The sequence below is a fragment of the Pseudomonas amygdali genome (assembly GCF_002699855.1).
Taxonomy (GTDB): Bacteria; Pseudomonadota; Gammaproteobacteria; order Pseudomonadales; family Pseudomonadaceae; genus Aquipseudomonas; species Aquipseudomonas amygdali.
The window spans coordinates 1-22,317 of the sequence record NZ_LKBW01000322.1; the positions used below are offsets into that span (position 1 = coordinate 1).

19 protein-coding genes are annotated in these 22,317 nt (G+C 59.0%); 9 read left to right on the forward strand and 10 right to left on the reverse strand.

Annotation, left to right across the window (positions count from 1 at the left end; all coding sequences use genetic code 11):
- Positions 1 to 223: 223 nt before the first annotated feature.
- Together AO277_RS26825 and purE are read right to left on the reverse strand one after the other, a co-directional pair.
- Positions 224 to 1,306 (reverse strand): 5-(carboxyamino)imidazole ribonucleotide synthase, encoded by a 1,083-nt coding sequence (locus AO277_RS26825; RefSeq protein ID WP_002555897.1) that lies wholly within the window; start codon positions 1,304 to 1,306, stop codon positions 224 to 226.
- Positions 1,307 to 1,315: 9 nt separating this feature from the next.
- Positions 1,316 to 1,807, reverse strand: a complete 492-nt coding sequence (purE, locus tag AO277_RS26830) for a 5-(carboxyamino)imidazole ribonucleotide mutase (protein WP_002555898.1) — start codon at positions 1,805 to 1,807, stop codon at positions 1,316 to 1,318.
- A gap of 378 nt (positions 1,808 to 2,185) precedes the next feature.
- Between purE and AO277_RS26835 the strand changes: the two genes are divergently transcribed.
- Positions 2,186 to 2,800 (forward strand): reprolysin-like metallopeptidase, encoded by a 615-nt coding sequence (locus AO277_RS26835; protein ID WP_005734972.1) that lies wholly within the window; start codon positions 2,186 to 2,188, stop codon positions 2,798 to 2,800.
- A 38-nt stretch (positions 2,801 to 2,838) separates the two neighbouring features.
- On the opposite strand, the gene AO277_RS26840 is transcribed toward AO277_RS26835, so the two are convergent.
- Positions 2,839 to 3,750, reverse strand: a complete 912-nt coding sequence (locus AO277_RS26840) for a LysR substrate-binding domain-containing protein (protein ID WP_044319193.1) — start codon at positions 3,748 to 3,750, stop codon at positions 2,839 to 2,841.
- Between the two features lie 318 nt (positions 3,751 to 4,068).
- Between AO277_RS26840 and aspA the strand changes: the two genes are divergently transcribed.
- The 3 genes from aspA to AO277_RS26855 all read left to right on the forward strand — a co-directional run bounded on the left by aspA (position 4,069) and on the right by AO277_RS26855 (position 8,261).
- Positions 4,069 to 5,493, forward strand: a complete 1,425-nt coding sequence (aspA, locus tag AO277_RS26845; protein ID WP_044319194.1) for an aspartate ammonia-lyase — start codon at positions 4,069 to 4,071, stop codon at positions 5,491 to 5,493.
- A gap of 282 nt (positions 5,494 to 5,775) precedes the next feature.
- The gene (locus tag AO277_RS26850) at positions 5,776 to 7,227 is read left to right on the forward strand and encodes an alanine/glycine:cation symporter family protein (protein ID WP_044319195.1); all 1,452 of its coding nucleotides are present in this window, start codon (positions 5,776 to 5,778) and stop codon (positions 7,225 to 7,227) included.
- Between the two features lie 29 nt (positions 7,228 to 7,256).
- Entirely contained in the window at positions 7,257 to 8,261 is a 1,005-nt protein-coding gene (locus tag AO277_RS26855) for an asparaginase (RefSeq protein WP_044319196.1), read from the forward strand.
- Between the two features lie 59 nt (positions 8,262 to 8,320).
- Here the strand turns inward: AO277_RS26855 and AO277_RS26860 are convergent, their stop codons facing one another.
- From AO277_RS26860 to pdxR, 3 genes are all read right to left on the reverse strand, one after another.
- On the reverse strand, positions 8,321 to 9,208 hold the full coding sequence (locus AO277_RS26860; RefSeq protein ID WP_044319197.1) for a bestrophin family protein: 888 nt from the start codon (positions 9,206 to 9,208) through the stop codon (positions 8,321 to 8,323).
- A gap of 120 nt (positions 9,209 to 9,328) precedes the next feature.
- Positions 9,329 to 10,540: a YeeE/YedE family protein gene (locus AO277_RS26865; protein WP_002555906.1), complete on the reverse strand. Its 1,212-nt coding sequence runs from the start codon at positions 10,538 to 10,540 to the stop codon at positions 9,329 to 9,331.
- A 54-nt stretch (positions 10,541 to 10,594) separates the two neighbouring features.
- Positions 10,595 to 12,157 carry a MocR-like pyridoxine biosynthesis transcription factor PdxR gene (gene pdxR, locus AO277_RS26870; protein WP_044319198.1) on the reverse strand — a complete coding sequence of 521 codons (1,563 nt, stop codon included), beginning with the start codon at positions 12,155 to 12,157 and terminating at the stop codon, positions 10,595 to 10,597.
- A 90-nt stretch (positions 12,158 to 12,247) separates the two neighbouring features.
- Between pdxR and AO277_RS26875 the strand changes: the two genes are divergently transcribed.
- Genes AO277_RS26875 through AO277_RS26885 form a run of 3 tightly spaced genes read left to right on the forward strand, consistent with a single transcriptional unit; the run spans position 12,248 to position 14,013 of the window.
- On the forward strand, positions 12,248 to 12,886 hold the full coding sequence (locus tag AO277_RS26875; protein ID WP_044319199.1) for an FMN-binding negative transcriptional regulator: 639 nt from the start codon (positions 12,248 to 12,250) through the stop codon (positions 12,884 to 12,886).
- On the forward strand, positions 12,883 to 13,329 hold the full coding sequence (locus tag AO277_RS26880; RefSeq protein ID WP_044319200.1) for a GNAT family N-acetyltransferase: 447 nt from the start codon (positions 12,883 to 12,885) through the stop codon (positions 13,327 to 13,329). The genes AO277_RS26875 and AO277_RS26880 overlap by 4 nt, the downstream gene beginning before the upstream one ends.
- A gap of 15 nt (positions 13,330 to 13,344) precedes the next feature.
- Entirely contained in the window at positions 13,345 to 14,013 is a 669-nt protein-coding gene (locus AO277_RS26885) for a GNAT family N-acetyltransferase (protein ID WP_044319201.1), read from the forward strand.
- 152 nt (positions 14,014 to 14,165) lie between these two features.
- Here AO277_RS26885 and oadA read toward each other — a convergent pair whose 3' ends face one another.
- Both oadA and AO277_RS26895 read right to left on the reverse strand, forming a co-directional pair.
- A complete protein-coding gene (gene oadA, locus AO277_RS26890; RefSeq protein WP_044319202.1) occupies positions 14,166 to 15,974 on the reverse strand; it encodes a sodium-extruding oxaloacetate decarboxylase subunit alpha in 1,809 nt (602 codons plus the stop codon).
- An 11-nt stretch (positions 15,975 to 15,985) separates the two neighbouring features.
- Positions 15,986 to 17,401 (reverse strand): acetyl-CoA carboxylase biotin carboxylase subunit, encoded by a 1,416-nt coding sequence (locus tag AO277_RS26895; protein ID WP_044319203.1) that lies wholly within the window; start codon positions 17,399 to 17,401, stop codon positions 15,986 to 15,988.
- A 161-nt stretch (positions 17,402 to 17,562) separates the two neighbouring features.
- Between AO277_RS26895 and AO277_RS26900 the strand changes: the two genes are divergently transcribed.
- Positions 17,563 to 18,513 carry a LysR family transcriptional regulator gene (locus tag AO277_RS26900; protein WP_044319204.1) on the forward strand — a complete coding sequence of 317 codons (951 nt, stop codon included), beginning with the start codon at positions 17,563 to 17,565 and terminating at the stop codon, positions 18,511 to 18,513.
- Here the strand turns inward: AO277_RS26900 and AO277_RS26905 are convergent.
- On the reverse strand, positions 18,467 to 18,652 hold the full coding sequence (locus AO277_RS26905; protein WP_004659112.1) for a PA3496 family putative envelope integrity protein: 186 nt from the start codon (positions 18,650 to 18,652) through the stop codon (positions 18,467 to 18,469). The two genes, AO277_RS26900 and AO277_RS26905, sit on opposite strands and share 47 nt — an antisense overlap.
- A gap of 141 nt (positions 18,653 to 18,793) precedes the next feature.
- Complete coding sequence (gene hexR / locus AO277_RS26910; RefSeq protein WP_002555915.1) at positions 18,794 to 19,660, reverse strand: transcriptional regulator HexR; 867 nt, start codon at positions 19,658 to 19,660, stop codon at positions 18,794 to 18,796.
- Between the two features lie 317 nt (positions 19,661 to 19,977).
- On the opposite strand from hexR, the gene uvrD reads away from it, so the two are divergent.
- Positions 19,978 to 22,161 carry a DNA helicase II gene (uvrD, locus tag AO277_RS26915; protein WP_005734962.1) on the forward strand — a complete coding sequence of 728 codons (2,184 nt, stop codon included), beginning with the start codon at positions 19,978 to 19,980 and terminating at the stop codon, positions 22,159 to 22,161.
- The last annotated feature ends 156 nt before the right edge of the window (positions 22,162 to 22,317 follow it).

Here is a 22,317-nt window from a genome sequence, read left to right on the forward strand (position 1 = left end):
CAATATTCTTTCACGGCTGCGAGTTTTGCCTGCACTGTATATTTACCCATGACGCCTCCAAAGGTTGCGTCCAACCTTCGGGGGTCATACCACCGCGTGGTAATGCATTTCGTGACGCGGAGCGTCACCCAATGCATGCCAACGCGGAGCATTGGCACGATAGTCAGTTGGATTTGTGTATTACGTCGAGCGCAGAGCATTGGCACGATAGCCGCGGGCCTGATCAGCCCTTGATCAACGCTTCAACCAGCTTCACCTGACGATCCAGCGTAGCGCGGTCAGCGCTGCGGACCGTAGCGTGTCCTACTTTGCGGCCAGCCTTGAACGCCTTGCCGTAGTGGTGCAGGTGGCAATCTTCGACGGCGATGACCTTGTCCACTGCTGGCACTTCACCGATGAAATTGAGCATGGCGCTCTCGCCGACCTTGGCTGTGGAGCCCAGCGGCAGACCGGCAACAGCCCGCAGGTGGTTCTCGAACTGGCTGCACTCGGCGCCTTCGGTCGTCCAGTGACCGGAGTTGTGGACGCGCGGCGCGATCTCGTTGGCTTTCAGGCCGCCGTCGACCTCAAAGAACTCGAATGCCAGCACGCCCACGTAATCCAGCTGCTTCAGGACACGACCGGCGTAGTCTTCGGCCAGTGCCTGCAATGGGTGATCGGTGCTGGCGATGGACAGGCGCAGGATGCCGCTGTCGTGCGTGTTGTGAACCAGCGGGTAGAACCGGGTCTCGCCATCACGTGCGCGAACGGCGATCAGCGACACTTCGCCAGTGAACGGCACGAAGCCTTCCAGCAGGCACGGCACGCTGCCGAGCTCGGCGAATGTATCGGTCACATCTGCTGCCGAGCGCAGGACCTTCTGGCCCTTGCCGTCATAACCCAGCGTACGAGTCTTGAGCACCGCAGGCAGGCCAATGCTGGCCACCGCAGCATCCAGATCGGCCTGCGACTGAATATCGGCGAATGCGGGCGTCGGAATGCCCAGATCCTTGAACATGCTTTTTTCAAACCAGCGGTCACGCGCAATGCGCAACGCCTCGGCGCTCGGATAGACCGGTACGAACTGCGACAGAAACGCCACGGTCTCGGCCGGAACGCTTTCGAACTCGAAAGTCACCAGATCGACTTCATCAGCCAACTGACGCAGATGGTCCAGATCGCCGTAATCGGCACGCAGATGCTCGCCAAGTGCAGCAGCACAGGCATCCGGCGCGGGATCGAGAAAGGCGAAGTTCATGCCCAGCGGCGTACCTGCCAATGCCAACATGCGGCCGAGCTGGCCGCCACCGATTACACCGATCTTCATGGAAAAACCTCAGGCGTGGCGCGGGTCTGGATTGTCCAGGACGCTGTCTGTCTGCTCAGCGCGGAATTTCTTCAGCGCTGCGTGGAATTGAGGGTGTTTGGCGCCCAGGATACTGGCCGAAAGCAGCGCAGCGTTGATCGCCCCCGCTTTGCCGATGGCCAGGGTCGCTACCGGAATACCCGCAGGCATCTGCACGATCGACAGCAGGGAGTCGACACCCGACAGCATCGACGACTGTACCGGAACGCCCAGCACAGGCAGGTGGGTCTTGGCGGCACACATGCCAGGCAAGTGAGCGGCACCGCCAGCACCGGCGATGATCACTTCAATGCCACGGCCCTCTGCTTCGTCGGCGTACTGGAACAGCAAGTCCGGCGTGCGGTGAGCTGAAACCACCTTGACTTCATAAGGGATGCCGAGCTTTTCCAGCATGTCGGCAGTGTGGCTAAGGGTGGACCAATCGGACTTGGAGCCCATGATCACGCCAACCAGTGCGCTCATCGTCGTGCCTCTCATCGGGCGCCCGCAGGCGAGTCTGAAAACAACAAGCCACGCGGGGGAACCGGCGTGGCTTGTTGTACGAATAGTGACCGATTTAGCCGGCCAAAGGCCGCGCAGTATACCGCAAAGTGGTGAGTTTAAAGCACCTGCGATCACCTTCTGTCAGCAGCACCGCCAGAGATCGACGCAAGCCGTGCCCTAGAGCCGGACACACTAAAATTCCAACACGTTAACCAGCGCGCCTTACAACATGAAAGGCCTTGCCCTACGACGCTAAACGACATAGCAGGACTGTCAGGCCCGGACAGTATTTGTTTAACTGGAAGCGCGAAATTGAAGTCGCAATCTAACCTGACTCTCAAGGATGAGAACGTACCAATGAAAAACAAACTGACAGTCTGGCTGTCACTTGCCGTCTTTTTTTACCTGCCATTTGCCAGCGCCGCCGGCCCCAATCTGGGACTGTTCGTGATCATGCACGATCAACTGACAAAATATGAACGCGCTGAACTGGGTGACAACTACTTGAATCCCTTTCTCGCTCAGTTGCAGGAAATCACGGGGCGCAGGACAACGGTCACATTCATCAACGACGAACCGGGCCTTACAGACTTCGCCTATCGTGGGGAGGAGGATGAACAGTCGTTATACAGGCTATTTCAGACGAGCACCGCTTACGCAGACGCTAAAAACCTGCCACGCCCGTCCGAGCGCCATAAATACGTGCTGGTGACTTCCAATAAAATCCACGGGACGTTACACGGCGTTGCAGCAACAAGCCATCACGTCGCGATGGCGTCCCTGAAAGATTACAACACGCTGCCGCATGAGATCGGCCACCTGTTTGGCGCTACGCATGAGGCGGCTAGCGGTTTTCCATGCCAGACGACTATGTGGGGATATTCCACCACCTCAATCATCCCCTGCTATTACTTCAGCGATGCCAACAAGGAATTGATTCGCAAATACGTCGATAACATATCTGTTCGCTGAGCAAACGGCCTGTTGTCATGCATCACAACAGGCCGTTTTTATGCTTCGCCCGGCGACGCTGCACTCTCAAGCTTGCGCCACAGCAGGCGCACATTGGCCTTGCGTACCAGAGCGCAACGGTAAAGGCGAATCTCCAGCGGCACATGCCACTGCGCCCCGCCACACACCACCAGTTCACCGCGCGCCAGTTCGGCGCGCACACTCAGTTGCGGAACCCAGGCGATGCCCAGCCCTTCCAGTGCCATGCTTTTCAGGCTATCGGCCATTGCTGTCTCGTAAACCGTCGTGAACCGCAGGTTGCGCTGACGCAGCAGCAGATTCACCGAGCGCCCGAGAAAGGCCCCGGCGCTGTAGGCAAGCAACGGCACACTGCCCTCGCCTTCCATATCGAATAACGGCTGCCCATCGGCATCTGCCGCACAGACCGGCAACATCTCGGTATGGCCCAGATGCAGCGAGGGGAAGATTTCAGCGTCCATTTGCAGCGCGGCGTCAGGATCATAGAACGCCAGCATCAGATCGCAGCCACCTTCACGCAACGCGTGTACGGCATCGCCAACGTTGGTGGCCACCAGCCGGGTGGCAATGTTCAGCCCTTCGTTACGTAGCTGGGCAATCCAGCGCGGAAAAAACCCCAACGCCAGCGAGTGTGCCGCAGCAACCTGCATCACCTCGCCCTGCCCACCTTCCAGATGATGCAGATGGCGCACGACTTCGCCCAGTTGCTCGACCACGGTACGCGCGGTGACCAGAAACAGCTGCCCGGCAGCCGTCAGTTCGATGGGCGTGCGCGAGCGATTGACCAGCGTCAGCCCCAAGGCCGACTCAAGACTGCGGATACGCCGACTGAACGCTGGCTGAGTTACGAAACGACGCTCGGCGGCCTGAGAAAAGCTGCGGGTGGCCGCCAGGGCGCTGAAGTCCTCCAGCCATTTGCTTTCCAGATTCATCAGGTCCTCCCGGACAATGGATGACTGCTTCGACAGGCAACTGCGCATGCCCTGCACCCACCCGGCTTGAAGCGACCGCAGTGGGACGACCGGCAACGCGCTGCGGATACATGGCCAGACGGCTCTGGCAAGGTCGCCGAAGCAGCGTCCGGGTGCGACATTTTGCCCCCTTTAGGCACTTAACGGAATCCGGGTCACACCCTGATTATGCCGTTATTGCATAGGCCAGCGTTTAATAGCATTGGTCAAGACAGGGTGGGAAGCCCACTATTCGCGGCGTTCCGGCATTGTCCGTGCCTTTTTGAGACTTCTTTTATCATGTCCTCGCCTGCATCATCGCGCATCGAAAAAGACCTGCTTGGTGTTCTCGAAGTACCTGCCAATGCGTATTACGGCATCCAGACCCTGCGAGCGGTGAACAACTTTCACCTCTCAGGCGTGCCGCTTTCGCACTACCCTAAACTGGTTGTGGCCCTGGCCATGGTCAAACAGGCGGCAGCTGATGCAAACCACCAGCTCGGACACCTCAACGATAAAAAGCATGCGGCCATTAGCGAGGCCTGCGCCCGTCTGATCCGTGGCGACTTCCACGATCAGTTCGTGGTCGACATGATTCAGGGCGGTGCCGGCACGTCCACCAACATGAACGCCAACGAAGTCATCGCCAACATCGCCCTGGAAACCATGGGCTTCGAGAAAGGCGAATACAAGCACCTGCACCCCAACAACGATGTAAACATGGCGCAGTCGACCAACGACGCCTACCCGACCGCGATCCGCCTGGGTCTGCTGCTGGGCCATGACGCCCTGCTCGCCAGCCTCTCCAGCCTGATCCAGTCGTTCGCCGCCAAGGGCGAAGAATTCAACCATGTGCTGAAAATGGGTCGTACTCAGTTGCAGGACGCCGTGCCAATGACCCTGGGTCAGGAGTTCCGCGCCTTTGCCACCACCCTGACAGAAGACCTCAAACGCCTGCGCAGCCTGGCACCGGAGCTGTTGACCGAAGTGAACCTGGGCGGCACGGCCATCGGCACCGGCATCAACGCCGACCCTGGCTACCAAAAGCTTGCCGTCGACCGCCTGGCGCTGATCAGCGGCCAGCCTCTGGTGCCGGCAGCCGATCTGATCGAAGCGACCTCCGACATGGGCGCGTTCGTACTGTTCTCGGGCATGCTCAAGCGTACTGCGGTCAAGCTATCGAAGATCTGCAACGACCTGCGCCTGCTTTCCAGCGGCCCGCGCACCGGGATCAACGAAATCAACCTGCCGGCACGCCAGCCCGGCAGCTCGATCATGCCCGGCAAGGTCAACCCGGTAATCCCGGAAGCGGTCAATCAGGTTGCTTTCGAAATCATCGGCAACGACCTGTCGCTGACCATGGCCGCTGAAGGCGGACAATTGCAGCTCAACGTGATGGAGCCACTGATCGCTTACAAGATCTTCGACTCTATCCGCCTGTTGCAGCGCGCCATGGACATGCTGCGCGAGCACTGCATTGTGGGCATCACGGCCAACGAACAGCGCTGCCGCGAGCTGGTCGAGCATTCGATCGGCCTGGTGACCGCACTGAACCCCTACATCGGTTACGAAAACTCCACCCGTATCGCCCGCATCGCGCTGGAAACCGGCCGCGGCGTGCTGGAACTGGTGCGTGAGGAAGGTCTGCTCGACGATGCCATGCTCGACGACATCCTGCGCCCGGAAAACATGATCGCTCCGCGTCTGGCCCCCTTGAAGGCCTGACAGGAAATGACCTGCGCACCAAGCTCACCAGATTGAGGGCCTAGACACCCCTCAATTTTTTGAGGGTCTGGGAGTGATTCTCCAGACCCTTTTTTTTGCCTGCAGCAAAGGGCTCCGACACTGGACCCAGAGCCTTCGGCAACCCACTTTGGCGGAGTAATCCGTGGAAGTATTCATTCATCGTCGCGAATGAAGAATAAGACGTCCAAGAAAGCGACTACAGACGTAAAAACTTTGCACCGGCATAGTGCGCCCCCTCAAAAGTAGCGAGGAATAACAAAAATGCTGGAAATGATTAACGACTTTCTCTCCGGTAAGGTACTGATCGTACTTATCGTTGGCCTGGGTAGTTACTTCACTATCCGCTCGCGTTTCGTTCAGTTTCGACACTTTTTCCACATGTTCTCGGTTTTTCGCGACAGCCTGCGCAGCAGCGCGGGTCAGTTGAGTTCGTTCCAGGCCCTGATGCTCAGCCTTGCGGGCCGCGTCGGAGCAGGCAACATCGCAGGCGTCGGCATTGCCGTAACGCTGGGCGGTCCGGGCGCCGTATTCTGGATGTGGGTCACCGCACTGGTCGGCATGTCCAGCAGCTTCATCGAGTGTTCACTCGCTCAGCTCTATAAACGCAAGGATTCCGAAGGACAATTCCGCGGCGGTCCGGCGTTTTACATCCAGCACGGTCTGGGCAAGCGCTGGCTAGGCATGGTCATGGCCGTACTGTTGCTGGTGACCTTCGGTTTTGCCTTCAACGGCCTGCAATCCCACGCCGTGACCGACTCGCTGAAAAGCGCGTTCAACATCGACACCCGAACCACCGGCATCTGTCTGGTCGTGCTGCTGGGTCTGGCCTTCGTCGGCGGCATCAAGCGTATCGCGGCAATTTCCGACCTGCTGGTTCCAGTCAAGACCCTGATCTATATCGCGGTCACCATCTACGTCATCGTTCTGCAGATCGACCACGTTCCCGGCATGCTGATGACCATCGTCAGAAGCGCCTTCGGTCTTGACCCGGTATTCGGCGGCCTGATCGGCAGCGCTATCGTGATGGGCGTCAAGCGTGGCGTGTTCGCCAACGAAGCCGGTCTGGGCAGTGCGCCCAACGTGGCTGCCGTGGCGCATGTAGAGCACCCGGTTGCACAAGGCGTGGTTCATGCGTTCAGCGTGTTCCTCGACACCTTCGTAATCTGCACCTGCACGGCCTTGCTGATCCTGCTGTCCGGTATCTACGACATCGGTTACGACGGCAACGGCATCGTTCTGGCGCAGAACTCGCTGGCCGCAGTGGTCGGTGACTGGGGCCGAATCTTCATCAGCGTGGCGCTGGCACTGTTCGTCTTCACCTCGATTCTCTACAACTACTACCTGGGTGAAAACAGCCTGCGGTTCCTGTTTGGCGAGAAGATCCAGACCATCATCATCTACCGTATCGCGGTGCTGGTACTGATCATGTGGGGTGCCGTCGTCGACCTGAAAGATGTACTGGCGTTCGCCGACATCACCATGACCATGCTGGCGTTCGTTAACCTGATCGCACTCGCCATGCTGTTCAAAGTCGTCAAGCGCATTCTGAACGACTACGATTCGCAGCGTCGCGCTGGCATCAAGGCGCCGGTGTTCGATTCCAGCCAGTTCCCTGATCTGGACCTGGATCGCAATGCATGGCCAGCCAATCCGACCCGTCAGTCGACACAGGACGCCGAAGCGGCAGCCAAGCCTGTACCCGAAGCACGATAACCAACGCGACCTTACGCCGGAGAACAACCATGACTGATCATGCACATAAACCCGCTCAGAGCGTCATGGTTCTTTACACCGGCGGCACTATTGGCATGCAGGCCAGCGCCAACGGCCTGGCACCCGCCTCGGGTTTCGAGGCGCGGATGGCCGGGCAACTGGCCGAGCACCCGGAACTGGTGGTGCCGCAGTGGCGCTTTCGCGAGATGTCGCCGCTGATCGACAGCGCCAACATGACCCCTTCCTACTGGCTGCGCCTGCGTGAGGCGGTGATCGAGGCGGTGGCGGTCGATGGCTGCGATGCGGTGCTGGTGCTGCATGGCACCGACACCCTGGCGTACAGCGCAGCGGCGATGAGCTTCCAGTTGCTGGGGTTCAGCGCACCTGTGCTGTTCACCGGCTCTATGCTGCCTGCCGGCGTGCAGGACAGCGATGCCTGGGAAAACGTCAACGGTGCCCTGCTGGCGCTGGGTTCGGGTCTGGCGTCAGGCGTTCAGCTGTATTTCCACGGGCAACTGATGACGCCTGTGCGCTGCGCGAAAATTCGCAGCTTCGGTCGTCAACCGTTCGCACCGCTGCAACGCTCGCGTGGCGGTCATGCGGTGGTTTCGCTGCCCGATGCACTGAACTACCGGCAGGCGAAGACGCTTGCAAAGGTCGCCGTGTTGCCGCTGTTTCCCGGCGTCGGCGCAGCTCAGCTGGACGGTCTGATCAACAGCGGTATTCGGGGTCTGGTGCTTGAGTGCTTCGGCAGCGGCACCGGGCCAAGTGATGATCCGCAGTTTCTGGCCAGCCTGGAAAATGCACGAGCGCTTGGTATCTGCGTGGTGGCGATTACCCAGTGCCACGAAGGCGGTGTCGAGCTGGATGTCTACGAAGCGGGGAGCCGTCTGCGCGGTGCAGGCGTGCTCTCCGGTGGCGGCATGACCCGTGAGGCAGCGCTTGGCAAACTGCATGCACTGCTGGGGGCAAGCCTGACGACCGAGGAAGTCAGGCGGCTGGTCGAACTGGACCTGTGTGGCGAGTTGCGTTAAGCCGCCGCAATCTCTGCGTTATCCGAGGCGTTCTGCACACGCGTAACGCCTAACCCTCTTTACGAAGCCTTGCTTTCTTCCTGCGCACCCCTGAGCATCGAATCCAGATTACGCTCGATGTTTTCGCACAAAGCCGTCATCTGAATCTCATGTTCGCTGGCACGGAACGGACTCTGCAGGTCGGTGCCGATCTTTTCGATGGCCAACAGCATGAAACCCACCACCGTCGACGCCAGTGGCGTGAACCAGCCCAGGGTCTCCACCAGGCCAATCGGTACGATCAGGCAGAACAGCGTGATGAACAGATGCGGAAAAGCGACGTACGGATAAGGCAATGGTGTGTTGGCAATACGCTCCATACCGCCCTGGCAATTGGAGATGTCCACCATGGTCGACTCAAGACGCGCCAGACGAATGCTGTCCAGCCGCCCCGCCTGATACTCCTTGGCCAACAGCGCTGCGGAGGTGTTGAGCAGGTCGTTAGGGAAATTGTTGGTGTCGTGACGGCGCTCGAATTCCTCGCGGGGAATCAGCATCTGAATCTCGTCGCCACACTTGGCGCCTTTCAGGTGCGCGGACAGGCATTTCACGTAGGCGACATGGCGACGCAACAGCGTGGCCTTGACCGGGTTGATCCCGTCGTCATCCTCGACCAGCGTCAACACCTGCCGAGCGAAGCTGCGCGAACTATTGACCAGCGCGCCCCACAACGTTCGTGCTTCCCACCAGCGGTTGTAGGCGCTGGAATTACGAAAGCTGGTGAGGACCACAAGTGCCGAGCCCAGCAGGGTCAACGGCATGGAAGGCAACGTGATCTTGCGCTCCAGATACAGCATGAAGTCGACCGTGACGATCACATCCCAAATCAACAACCAGAAAAGCGACCAACCCACGTAACCGATGGTCTTGCCGAGAAAACGGATTTTCGAAATGATCGTTTGCTGCAAAAGAACTACCCCATCGAAAAATAAGCGAATCGCAGGCTGACATCTGCCGCATGGCCTTTGAATGCCAAACCGGCAGATGGTTCGCAAACGACCCGCTTTATCTTGGGATTACAGACTTCCTCAGCAGCCAGTCAGCGCCACTTGCGGGCGTTCGCCAGCAAAGAAAATCGGCCTCAAACGCACGCCGATCACGTTACCGGCGTAGGCTGCAACCAGCCATAGCCAGCCGTGCAGGCTACCCGAGGCAATACCGCTGAAGTACGCGCCGATGTTGCAGCCGTAGGCCAGTCGAGAGCCATAACCCAGCAGCAACCCGCCGATGACCGCAGCAACCAGCGAGCGCGTGGGAATGTCCAGGCTCGGCGCAAAACGGCCGGCCAGCCCTGCCGCCAGCAAGGCACCGAGCATGATGCCGATGTCCATCACACTGGTGACGTCTTCCCACACCGGAGCCGCCAACGCCTTGGCATTCGCCGCGCTCTGCCAGAACACCCAGCTGCCGACGTCCACACCCAGACCACTGGCTACCTTCGCGCCCCATAGCGCAAACGCCGAGGTGATGCCCCACGGACGACCCGCCAGCGCCAGTGTTGCGTAATTGAGCAGCGCCAGCGCGACAGCGCCCCAGACCAGAACCCATGGCCCGCGCAGCACCCGGCTCAACCCACGATGGTCAGTGGTAACCGGCGTTTCAAGCTGTCCATGACGCCGCTTTTCGAGCTTCACGGTTATGAAAGCGATCAAGGTGAACAGAGCGAGATTCACGATCAGCGCAGGCAATACGCCGAAGGTCTTGACCACCGAAACTGCCGGGAACGAAGGCAGGGCCAACCACCAGTCGACGTGATGGGTCGCAATCAACGAACCGAGGATGAAAAACAGCAGCGTCACCAGCATGCGTGCATTGCCGCCACCTGCGGTGAACAACGTACCGGACGCACAGCCACCGCCCAGTTGCATGCCGATACCGAAGATGAACGCCCCCACGACGACCGAAATTCCGACCGGCGCAACCAGTCCGGTAACGGGCTGACCGAACAGCGTGCCAGCACCCAGCGCAGGGAAAAACAGCACCACAGCCACCGCCAGCATGACCATTTGCGCCCGCAAACCCGCACCGCGCCGCTCACGGATAAACACCCGCCACGCCGAGGTGAAGCCGAATGCCGCGTGATACAGCGTCACGCCCAGCGCTGCACCAACGATCCACAGCATTACCTGGCGGGTGCCGACACTGAGCAGCAGAAACTGGGCGCCCATCAGCAGCAGGAACAGCGCAGCCAGCGGCGCGCCGAACTTGCGTCCGGGTGTTGCAGTAAGAGAGTTGTTCATGGGTATCTCAAGGACAAGTAACAGAAAGTGCAGATTATACGCCTGCCAGCGGGACTACTCGGACCAGGCCTTGCGCAGCCTGTTCAATGCATCGGCAATCTCGACCTCGGGCACGGCGGCGAAACCCAAAACCAGCCCGGCGCGGTTATCCACAGGCTCACTGAAGTCGGGCAGCCAGTAATCACTCAAGGCATTCATCTCGACGCCAACGCTACCAGCCTTGGCAATCAGTGCCTGCTCACGCGCGACACTGTCTACCTTGACCATCACATGCAGCCCTGCAACCACCCTGGGCATTGCAGCGCACCCTGCTATGTCGGCAGGCCAGTTATCCAGCAGCGCATTGCGACGACTCAGCGCCGCGCGACGCATACGACGGATGTGTCTTTGGAAATGCCCCGACGCAATGAATTGCGCCATGACCGCCTGCACGCCAATCTCGGTATGGCGCATGTCTACCGCCTTGCGCTGGCTGAACGGGCGGGCAAGTTGCTCAGGCAGAACCAGATACCCCAGGCGCAGCGCCGGAAAGGCGACTTTTCCGAATGTGCCGACATAGAGCACTCGACCACTCTGCTCCAACGCAGCCAACGGGGCCAATGGCGAACCGCTGTACCGATACTCCCCATCGTAATCGTCCTCGACAATCCAGCTCTGGTGCCTCTCGGCCCAGGCCAGTAACTCCAGGCGCCGTGCCAGGCTCATGACTACGCCAGTCGGGTACTGATGCGAAGGGGTCACATACGCCAATCTGCAATCGGCCTGCTCAAGCTCGGCGCAACGCATGCCCTCGTTATCCACAGGCACGCCGTGCAATCGCGCACCTGCCAGTGCAAACGCATGACCCGCCGCGCGATAGCCTGGATTTTCCACAGCAACGCTATCGCCCGGCGTCAAAAGCAACTGTGCACAAAGGCTGATTGCATGTTGCGCGCCGCTGGTGATCACAATTTGCTCAGCCGTGCAGTGCAACCCACGCGATGAACGAAGATAAACGGCAATCAACTCACGCAGCCGCAAATCTCCCGCAGCGGGGCCGTAACCCAGCTGAGCAAGGTCCGGCTTGCGCCAAAAGGCCGTATACAGCTTGCCCCACAAGGCAAATGGAAAAAGATCGAAGGCTGGAACGCCTACTCGAAAAGCCCGCGGCCTACCCGTCGGCGGCTCGTGCAAATGATGCTTTTCGAGCAGCACGCGTGTCGCGCTGTGGATAACGTCATCGGAACAATTCGACGGCATTTCCGCCGCAATTGTGGACAAACCTGTGTGTAACCCTGTGGATACACCTGTGGGTAAGTTGGTGGATAGTTTTTTACGGCTTGGCCGTCGAGGCGCAGCGCTTCGTTCAGACAGCTGCGCAACATACGTACCGTCGCCAACGCGCCCTTCAATAAAACCCTCGGCATACAGCTGGTCATAGGCCCGTATGACGCTGTTACGGGAGATGCCCAGTGAATGCGCCAAATCGCGACTGGCGGGCAGACGCATGCCGCCACTCAAGCGCCCATCCAGCACTTGCTGGCGCAAAATCTCGTAGAGCTGCTTGCTCAAGCCGTGATTCGGGTCCAGCTCAATGCCGGTAAGCGTGGGTGGAAACGCGACAGGGGCGATGGGCATGAATTGGTCCCATGAAAATTATAAAAAATGGATCTTACATCAGACCAATACCTTGCCTACGATCGTTTCATCAGCCAAGGAACATGGACCATGTACATACCTGCTGCCTTCAAGGAAAACGACACGCTCAGCCTGCACGAGCAGATGGATCAAACTCGCCTGGCTATTCTTGTTACACAGGGTGAAGAAGGATTGCACGCGACTCACTTGCCGCTGCTGTTGCGCCGCGATGAAGGCCCGCACGGCACGCTTTACGGGCATCTGGCCAGAGCCAACCCACAGTGGCAGCAGTTGAACTCAGGTGTCGAGGCGCTGGTGATTTTTCCCGGCGGCGATGCCTATGTGAGCCCGTCTTTCTACCCGAGCAAGGCAGAACACGGCAAGGTTGTACCTACCTGGAATTATCTGGCCGTGCATGCCTATGGGCAGGCCACGGTTTTTACCGATGCAGCGCAACTGCACCAATTGCTGGCTGACCTGACCCATCGCCATGAATCCAGCCGCCCGCAACCCTGGTCAAGCGAGGATGCACCTGCGGACTACATTGCAAAAATGCTGGGGGCGATTGCAGGGTTTGCAATTCCCGTGCAGCGGCTGCAAGGCAAACGCAAACTCAGCCAGAACCGCAGCGCTTCGGACATGGCCGGTGTACGCGACGGCCTCGCAGCAAGCGAGAATGCAAACGACCAGCAAATCGCTCGTTTGATGAGCGCAGGGAGAACGTTTTGACCGATGTCCGGATTCGCGTCGTTACTGTCAACGACCATAAAGCCTGGCTGCCGCTATGGCAGGCCTATCTGCGCTTCTACAATACCGAGCTGGACGAAAGTGTCAGCGACGTCACCTGGCAACGCCTTGTGGATTCGCACGAGCCGACCCACTCGGCGCTGGCCTGGCTGGATGGCGAAGCGGTGGGCATGGTGAACTTCATCTACCATCGCTCCAAATGGAGCATCAACAATGCCGGTTACCTGCAGGACCTGATTGTCACGCCCGAACAACGCGGAACAGGCATTGGCAGGCAGCTGATCGAGTATGTCTACGCCACGGCCAAGTCAGACGGTTGCGACAAGGTGCATTGGCTGACCCACGAAACCAACGCCACGGCCATTCAGTTGTACGAAAGGATTGCCGAACGACCTGGCCTTATACAATTTCGCAAAGCGCTCTGAAACAGGAAGTGATTGATGTCCTACACTCTGCTGGACTGGCAAGCCGCTGCATTGCCCACCACCAACACACTGACAGGCCGTTTCATTCGCCTGGAAAAACTCGATGCCACACGTCACGCCGATGACTTGTGGGCTGCGCTTCAGGGCCCGAATGCCGACCCGAAACTGTGGGATTACCTGCCTTACGGGCCTTTTATCGAGCGCAGTGCCTTTGATGCATGGCTGTCCGGGCATCAGGCAGCGTCCGACCCATGGTTTTATACGGTCGTCGATCAGCAGACCGGTAAAGCCGAAGGTGTCATCAGCCTGATGTCGATCGTCGCCGCCCATGGGCGTATCGAAATAGGTCATGTCACTTTCAGCGCGGCCATGCAACGAACCCCCAAAGGCACCGAAGCCATTTACCTGCTGGCCAGGGAAGCATTCACGCTGGGCTATCGCCGCCTAGAATGGAAGTGCAACGCCAACAACGCCCGCTCCAAACGCGCAGCCCAACGTTTCGGCTTCAGCTACGAAGGCGCCTTCCGCCAGCACATGGTAGTCAAGGGCCAGAGCAGGGACACAGCGTGGTACTCGATACTCGACAGCGAATGGCCTGAATTGCAGAAGGCGTTTGAATGCTGGCTGGCTGTGGATAACTTCGCGGACGGGCAGCAGATCAAAGGGCTTGAGGCGTTTCGCTGATCCTGAGGACGCAGAGCGTCGAGAACGGCATTCCCACGCTGGAGCGTGCGCAACGATAGCGGTGACAACCGGGCCCGCCTGCACAGAATAAAAAAAGGGAAGCCACGAGTGCTTCCCTGAGGTAAATCGTTGAATTATCTGTATGTGCCCGGTCAGCCTTCGATCTCGACCAGAACCTCACCCGGATTGACGCGGTCGCCCTTGGCAACGTGAATCGCCACAACCTTGCCCGCGACCGACGCCTGGACCTCGGTTTCCATCTTCATGGCTTCGGTGATCAATACCGCCTGCCCTGCTTTGACCATATCGCCTTCCTTGACCAGCACATCGACGATATTGCCCGGCATGGTGGTGCTGACGTGGCCCGGTGCATGAGCCTGCTTGCGTTTGCTGGCACCGCCGCCGACAAATTCGTTGAGCGGTTCGAACACCACTTCTTCCGGCATGCCATCGATGGATAGGTAGAAGTGGCGCTTGCCCTCGGCGTTGACGCCCACGCCGGTGATGTCGACCCGATAGGTTTCGCCGTGCACATCAATCACGAACTCGGTCGGCACGCCCTCGCCGCCCGCTCTGGCCACGCTTCCGGCTTCGGGAATCGGCAGCAGCGCTTCCGGCGTCAGCGTTCCAGCTGCACGCTCTTCAAGAAACTTGCGGCCGATGTCCGGGAACATGGCAAACGTCAGCACGTCCTCTTCGGATTTGGCCAGTGCGCCGATATCGGCACGCAGCTTGGTCATCTCCGGCCTGAGCAGATCGGCCGGGCGAACATCGATCAGTTCTTCATTGCCAATGGCCTGACGGCGCAGCTTTTCATCCACCGGCCCCGGCGCCTTGCCATAACCGCCCTGTAGATAAAGCTTCACCTCATTGGTGATGGTCTTGTAGCGCTCGCCAGCCAGCACGTTGAAGAACGCCTGAGTACCGACGATCTGTGAGGTCGGCGTTACCAGCGGTGGATAACCGAGGTCTTTGCGCACGCGCGGAATTTCAGCCAGCACTTCGCCCATGCGATTGAGCGCGCCCTGCTCCTTGAGCTGATTGGCCAGGTTGGAAATCATCCCGCCAGGCACCTGATTGACCTGCACACGGGTATCGACCGCCGTGAATTCGCTTTCGAACTGGTGATACTTCTTACGCACCGCGTAGAAATACAGACCAATTTCCTGCAACAGCTCCAGGTCCAGCCCGGTGTCGAACTCGCTGCCCTTGAGCGCCGCAACCATCGACTCTGTGCCCGGATGACTGGTGCCCCAGGCAAAGCTGGAGATCGCCGTATCAATATGGTCCGCGCCGCTTTCAATGGCCTTGAGCTGGCACATGGCAGCCAGGCCTGCGGTGTCGTGGGAGTGAATGAACACCGGCAGCGACTGTTCGGCTTTCAGCGCCTTGACCAGTTCACCCGTGGCATAGGGAGTCAGCAGACCGGCCATGTCCTTGATCGCCACCGAATCGCAGCCCATCGCTTCCATCTGCCGGGCCTGTGCGACGAACGCTTCGATGGTGTGCACCGGGCTGGTGGTGTAAGCGATGGTGCCTTGCGCATGCTTGCCCGCAGCTTTTACCGCTTCGATGGCAACGCGCAGGTTACGCAAATCGTTCATGGCATCGAAAATACGGAACACATCGATACCATTCACCGCCGCCTTGGCGACGAACGCCTTGACCACGTCATCGCTGTAATGCCGATAGCCCAGCAGGTTCTGGCCGCGCAGGAGCATTTGCAACCGGGTATTGGGCAAGGCCGCGCGCAGTTGACGCAGGCGCTCCCATGGATCTTCCTTGAGAAAACGCACGCAGGCATCGAAGGTCGCGCCGCCCCAGACTTCCAGCGACCAGTAACCGACCTTGTCGAGCTTGTCGCAGATCGGCAGCATGTCCTCGGTACGCATGCGGATCGCCAGCAATGATTGGTGAGCGTCACGCAGGATGGTGTCGGTTACGAAAATCTTCTTGGACATTTCACTATTCCTTACAGACCGGCGTGTGCGGCAATGGCGGCGGCGATGGCCAGAGCCAGCTCTTCGGGTTTGCGCTTGATCGAATAATTGGTCAGCTCGGGGTGGCTCTCGACAAAGCTGGTGTTGAATTCACCGCTGCGAAATTCCGGGTTACGCAGAATTTCCTGGTAATAGGCAGCCGTGGTCTTCACTCCTTGCAGGCGCATGTCATCCAGCGCACGCAGGCCACGGTCCATCGCCTCCTCCCAGGTCAGCGCCCAGACGATCAGCTTCAGGCACATCGAGTCGTAAAACGGCGGAATGGTGTAGCCGGTGTAAATCGCCGTATCGGTGCGCACGCCTGGTCCTCCGGGCGCGTAATAGCGGGTGATCTTGCCGAAACTGGGCAGGAAGTTGTTCTTCGGGTCTTCGGCATTGATCCGGAATTGCAGGGCAAAACCGCGGTGAATGATGTCTTCCTGCTTGATCGACAGCGGCAGGCCGGACGCAATACGGATCTGCTCGCGAACAATATCGATGCCGGTGATTTCTTCGGTGATGGTGTGCTCGACCTGAACCCGGGTATTCATTTCCATGAAGTACACCTCGCCCTCGGCGAGCAAAAACTCCACGGTCCCTGCGTTCTCGTAACCGACAGCCTTGGCCGCACGCACCGACAGATCACCGATATAAGCACGCTGCTCGGGAGTCAGTTGCGGGCTGGGGGCGATTTCGATGAGCTTCTGGTTACGGCGCTGAATCGAGCAGTCGCGCTCGAACAGGTGCACCACATTGCCGAAGCTGTCACCCAGAATCTGCGCTTCGATGTGCTTGGGATTGACGATGCACTTCTCGAGAAACACTTCCGCCGAGCCAAAGGCCTTGGTTGCTTCGGAAATCACCCGGGGGAAGGCCTGCTCGAGTTCTTCGCGACTGTTGCAACGGCGTATGCCGCGCCCGCCGCCGCCGGAGGTGGCCTTGAGCATTACCGGGTAACCAATACGCTCGCCTTCGACCAGCGCCTCGTCGATGTCCGCGACGTTGCCTTCGGTGCCGGGCGTAACCGGCACACCGGCCTTGATCATGCTGCGCCGCGCTTCGGTCTTGTCACCCATGCGACGAATCACTTCTGCGGACGGACCGATAAACTTAATGCCACGTTCAGCACAGATGTCGGCCAGCTCGGCGTTCTCCGACAGAAAGCCATAACCGGGATGCAGCGCATCGCAGCCAGTCTCTACCGCCAGATTCACCAGCTTGCGCGGGTTCAGGTAACCGGCCAACGGTTCGACACCAATGCTATAGGCTTCGTCAGCACGCTTGACATGCAGGGCATGCCGGTCGGCATCGGAAAAGATCGCGACCGAGCGAATACCCATCTCGGCGCAGGCACGCACGATCCGGACGGCAATCTCCCCGCGGTTGGCGATCAGAATTTTTGTTATCACTGGCGTTTTCCTCGACCCGTTTTTGTAACAGGGCATGTGACTGAATGCCGCAGGGACACCCTATGCCGAATCAAGGATTAACAAAAATGAGTAAAAGTTGGGACATGCATAAGTAAAAGCTTATAGTTGACGCTTCTTGTCGTCTCAGGAAGCTTGTATAAATGCGTAAGTCATTGATGCGTATGACATTGCGTCAGCTGCGTATTTTCAATGAAGTATGTGATCTGCGCTCATACAGCAGTGCAGCCGAAGAGATGTCTCTGACGCAGCCTGCCGTCAGCCTGCAGATTCGCCAGCTTGAAGAGCTGATCGGCCAGCCGCTGTTCGAATACGTCAGCAAAAAGCTCTACCTGACTGAGGCGGCGCAGGCACTGCAACTGGCCAGCCGGGATATTTTCGGACGCCTGGAAAGTCTCGACATGCAGCTTTCGGACATGCAGGGCTCGCTGCAAGGCCAGTTGAAGCTGGCGATTGAATCCAGCTGCAAGTATTTCATCCCTCACCTTTTCGCTGCATTCAAACGCCAGCACCCGGAAGTCAGCCTGAGCCTGATGGTTGTCAATCGCGCACAGATAATCAGGCGATTATCGGACAACCGCGATGATCTTGTAGTGATGTCAGCGGTTCCGCTGGATATGGGTCTGGAGTTTCTACCCTTTCTCAACAACCCGATTGTCGCCGTAGCACCACCCGACCACCCGCTGAGCAGCCATGCGACGCTGAATTTGAAAGACCTGGAGCCCTGGCCGTTGCTGACCCGGGAAACGGGGTCAGGTACACGCCGGGCCTGCGAGGAGTACTTCAAAGAGAAACGCGTGCATTTCACGCAGACGCTGGAGGTGTCTTCCAGCGAGGCGCAACTTGAATGCGTGGTCGCCGGACTGGGCCTGGCGATGCTGACACGGCATGCGGTCTGCCAGGAACTCGCCACCGGTGCTCTCGTGGAGCTACCCGTGGCGGAGCTGCCGCTGTATCGAAGCTGGTGCGTGGCTCAGGCCCGAGACAAACGCCTTTCACCCGTGGCACATGCCTTTCTTGCGTTCATCCGCACCGAACGTGCGCAGATCAACCAGCTTGTCGAGCGTTTCGACGGTCGACCGCGGGCAACTTAATAGTCTGCCATACAGCGTTGTCGATACCATCCATGTAGTCACACAGCTCCTGATTAAGCTGACGCGCTTCACTGTAGCTCTCAATAGCCCGACGAAACTCCATGCGGCGCTGGTCTTCCTGCTGGCGGCGGGTTTTCACGGTGCTGGTAGGTAAATCATCGTAATGCCGAGCCATATCCTGTCTCCCAATACGTTTTGTGGGAGCACCAGAATGGAGCGCGACAGTGACAATCAGGCGGCATGCAGATGACAGATCGATGAATTACGCTCGGTTGAGCGATCAGTCTTCGTGAGTCTTTATCGACTTCGGCGACAGACGCAAGCCGCGCAGGCTGCGCTTGACGCTCTTGAGGTGATTGACCAGGCTCGGGCCGCGGGCCATTGCCACGCCCATCGCCAGCACATCGATCACCACCAGGTGCGCGATACGGGACGTCAGCGGCGTGTAGATTTCGGTGTCTTCATGTACATCGATGGCCAGATTGACCGATGACAGCTCGGCCAGCGGCGTCTGGCTTGGGCACAAGGTAATCAGCGTCGCGCCGCTCTCGCGGACCAGATTGGCGGTGATCAGCAAGTCCTTGGAGCGCCCCGACTGGGAAATGCATACCGCGACGTCTGTCGGCTTGAGCGTGACCGCCGACATCGCCTGCATGTGCGGGTCGGAATACGCTGCCGCGGTCAGCAGCAAACGAAAGAACTTGTGCTGCGCATCGGCAGCCACTGCACCGGAAGCGCCAAACCCATAAAATTCGACCCGATTGGCCCCGGCCATGGCCGTGACAGCCATCTGTAAAGCATGGGGGTCGAGGTTTTCGCGCACTTCCATGAGCGTGTGCAGGGTAGTGTCGAAAATCTTCAGGCTGTAGTCGGCGACCGAATCGTCTTCGTGAATCGCGAACTGGCCGAAACTCGCACCCGCTGCCAGACTCTGCGCCAGCTTGAGCTTGAGGTCCTGAAACCCGGTGCACCCAATGGCGCGGCAGAAGCGCACGATGGTTGGCTCGCTGATGCCGACGCTGTGCGCCAGATCCGCCATGGAACTGTGCATCACAGCCGCAGGGTCAAGCAGCACATGATCGGCAACCTTGAGCTCCGATTTGCGCAGCAAATTACGTGACTGGGCGATGTGTTGCAGCAGATTCAAGGGGCAGACTCGGCAAAAGGAAGATGGGCTGGGTTGTAGCTTTCTTGTAGTTATACTACATGACCTGCAAACCGCCCAGTTAAACGACGCTGAAACCTGTTACACGGGCCCTGAATGGGTGAATCGAAAAAAATTGTGGGAATAATCCTACATTAAGCGGAATCCTGCGCCTGGCCTGCGAATGGCCAATCTTCAAGGTCGACTGACCGCGCTCGACCCTGCAACGCTCGACGACCGGTCGTCAGCACCCGGTCATTTTTATTGCCTGACGCAAAGCATGGTTTGCCCGGCATGACGCAGCACCCTAGAATGCGCGGATGCGCGATGATCTCTCTCTTCTTCTGAATTCCCTCAACGATGCCCAACGTCAGGCCGTAGCCGCCTCATTGGGTCGTCAGTTGGTCCTGGCTGGTGCTGGCTCCGGCAAAACCCGTGTGCTGGTGCATCGCATCGCATGGCTGATGCAGGTCGAGCAAGCCTCCCCGCATTCGGTTCTGTCGGTGACGTTCACCAACAAGGCTGCCGCCGAAATGCGCCACCGCATCGAGCAGCTGATGGGCATCAGCCCTGCTGGCATGTGGGTGGGCACCTTCCACGGTCTGGCCCACCGCCTGCTGCGAGCGCACTGGCAGGAAGCCGGGCTGGTGCAAACCTTCCAGATTCTCGACAGCGATGACCAGCAGCGCTTGGTAAAACGCGTGATGCGCGAGCTGGGCCTGGATGAGCAACGCTGGCCTGCACGTCAGGCACAGTGGTTCATCAACGGCCAGAAAGATGAGGGCCTGCGCCCGAAACATATTCAGGCCAGCGGCGATCTGTTCCTGACCACCATGAAAAGCGTCTACGAAGCCTACGAGGTCGCCTGTCAGCGGGCTGGCGTCATCGACTTCTCCGAACTGCTGCTGCGCGCACTCGACCTGTGGCGCGATAATCCGGGTTTGCTCGCGCATTATCAGCGTCGTTTCCGCCATGTATTGGTGGATGAATTCCAGGACACCAACGCCGTGCAATACGCGTGGCTACGCCTGCTCGCTCAGGGTGGCGACAGCCTGATGGTGGTCGGCGACGACGATCAGTCCATTTACGGCTGGCGTGGCGCGAAGATCGAGAACATTCACCAGTATTCCTCTGACTTCCCGGACACCGAAGTCATCCGCCTGGAGCAGAATTACCGCTCCACAGCGAGCATCCTCAAGGCCGCCAACGGCTTGATCGTCAATAACAGCGGCCGACTGGGCAAGGAGTTGTGGACTGACGTCGGCGATGGCGAGCTGATCAACCTGTATGCCGCTTTCAACGAACACGATGAGGCGCGCTATGTGGTCGAGACCATCGAAAGCGCGCTGAAAACCGGCATCTCGCGCAACGACATCGCCATTCTGTACCGTTCCAACGCCCAGTCGCGGGTGCTGGAAGAAGCCCTGCTGCGCGAACGTATTCCATATCGCATTTACGGCGGGCAGCGCTTCTTCGAACGCGCCGAAATCAAGAACGCGATGGCGTATATGCGCTTGCTGGAAGGTCGTGGCAACGATGCAGCGCTGGAGCGAGTGATCAACGTTCCGGCTCGCGGCATCGGCGAAAAGACCGTCGAAGCGATTCGCGAACATGCGCGTCATGCCGACGTCTCCATGTGGGAAGCCATGCGCCTGCTGGTCGCCAACAAGGGCCTGACCGGCCGCGCCGCCACGGCCCTGGGCGGGTTCATCGAGCTGATCGAGAACCTGTCGGCGAAGGTCATGGAGATGCCGCTGCACCTGATGACCCAGACGGTTATCGAGCAGTCCGGGCTGATCACCTATCACGAGCAGGAAAAAGGCGAGAAAGGCCAGGCGCGGGTAGAAAACCTTGAGGAACTGGTCAGCGCGGCCCGTGCTTTCGAGAATCACGAAAGCGAAGAAGACCTGACGCCACTTGCAGCGTTTTTGGGGCATGCCTCGCTGGAAGCAGGCGACACCCAGGCGCAGGAGCATGAAGACAGCATTCAGCTGATGACCCTGCACAGCGCCAAGGGCCTGGAGTTTCCGCATGTGTTCCTGGTGGGCATGGAGGAAGGGCTGTTCCCGCACAAGATGAGTCTGGAAGAGCCGGGGCGCCTGGAAGAAGAGCGACGTCTGGCTTATGTCGGCATCACCCGCGCCATGAAACAGCTGGTGATGACCTACGCCGAAACGCGTCGTCTGTACGGCAGCGAAACCTACAACAAGGTCTCGCGTTTTGTACGCGAGATTCCGCCGGCGCTGATCCAGGAAGTACGCCTGTCCAACAGCGTGAGTCGCCCGTTCGGTGGCACTCCGAAGTTCAACAGCAGCAGCCTGTTCAACGGCACCGGCATTCCGGAAACCGAGTTCACCATGGGCCAGCGTGTACAGCATGCGGTGTTCGGCGAAGGCGTGATCCTCAACTTCGAGGGCGCTGGCGCTCAGGCACGGGTGCAGGTCAACTTCGCCGAAGGCAGCAAGTGGCTGATGATGGGCTATGCGAAGCTGGTGCCGTTGTAGCGTTCAGGGTTTGGGCGCGGTGCCAGTTCTTGTTCCCGCGCTCGGCGTCATACATTAGGTTTTGTACGAAAAGTCGGCTGGGGTAGAATTGCCGCCATGATTGGCTGGAGGCCCGCATGGCAAAGCGTTACGAACTCTCCGACTCATCGTGGGAAT

Coding starts and splice junctions, on each gene's coding strand:
- AO277_RS26875 (WP_044319199.1), top strand. CDS start 12,248: ATGTACATACCTGCTGCCTTCAAGGAAAACGACACGCTCAGCCTGCAC.
- AO277_RS26850 (WP_044319195.1), top strand. CDS start 5,776: ATGCTGGAAATGATTAACGACTTTCTCTCCGGTAAGGTACTGATCGTA.
- oadA (WP_044319202.1), bottom strand. CDS start 15,974: ATGTCCAAGAAGATTTTCGTAACCGACACCATCCTGCGTGACGCTCAC.
- pdxR (WP_044319198.1), bottom strand. CDS start 12,157: ATGCCCATCGCCCCTGTCGCGTTTCCACCCACGCTTACCGGCATTGAG.
- AO277_RS26840 (WP_044319193.1), bottom strand. CDS start 3,750: ATGAATCTGGAAAGCAAATGGCTGGAGGACTTCAGCGCCCTGGCGGCC.
- purE (WP_002555898.1), bottom strand. CDS start 1,807: ATGAGCGCACTGGTTGGCGTGATCATGGGCTCCAAGTCCGATTGGTCC.
- AO277_RS26900 (WP_044319204.1), top strand. CDS start 17,563: ATGCGTAAGTCATTGATGCGTATGACATTGCGTCAGCTGCGTATTTTC.
- aspA (WP_044319194.1), top strand. CDS start 4,069: ATGTCCTCGCCTGCATCATCGCGCATCGAAAAAGACCTGCTTGGTGTT.
- AO277_RS26865 (WP_002555906.1), bottom strand. CDS start 10,540: ATGAACAACTCTCTTACTGCAACACCCGGACGCAAGTTCGGCGCGCCG.
- AO277_RS26885 (WP_044319201.1), top strand. CDS start 13,345: ATGTCCTACACTCTGCTGGACTGGCAAGCCGCTGCATTGCCCACCACC.
- uvrD (WP_005734962.1), top strand. CDS start 19,978: ATGCGCGATGATCTCTCTCTTCTTCTGAATTCCCTCAACGATGCCCAA.
- AO277_RS26855 (WP_044319196.1), top strand. CDS start 7,257: ATGACTGATCATGCACATAAACCCGCTCAGAGCGTCATGGTTCTTTAC.
- AO277_RS26835 (WP_005734972.1), top strand. CDS start 2,186: ATGAAAAACAAACTGACAGTCTGGCTGTCACTTGCCGTCTTTTTTTAC.
- AO277_RS26825 (WP_002555897.1), bottom strand. CDS start 1,306: ATGAAGATCGGTGTAATCGGTGGCGGCCAGCTCGGCCGCATGTTGGCA.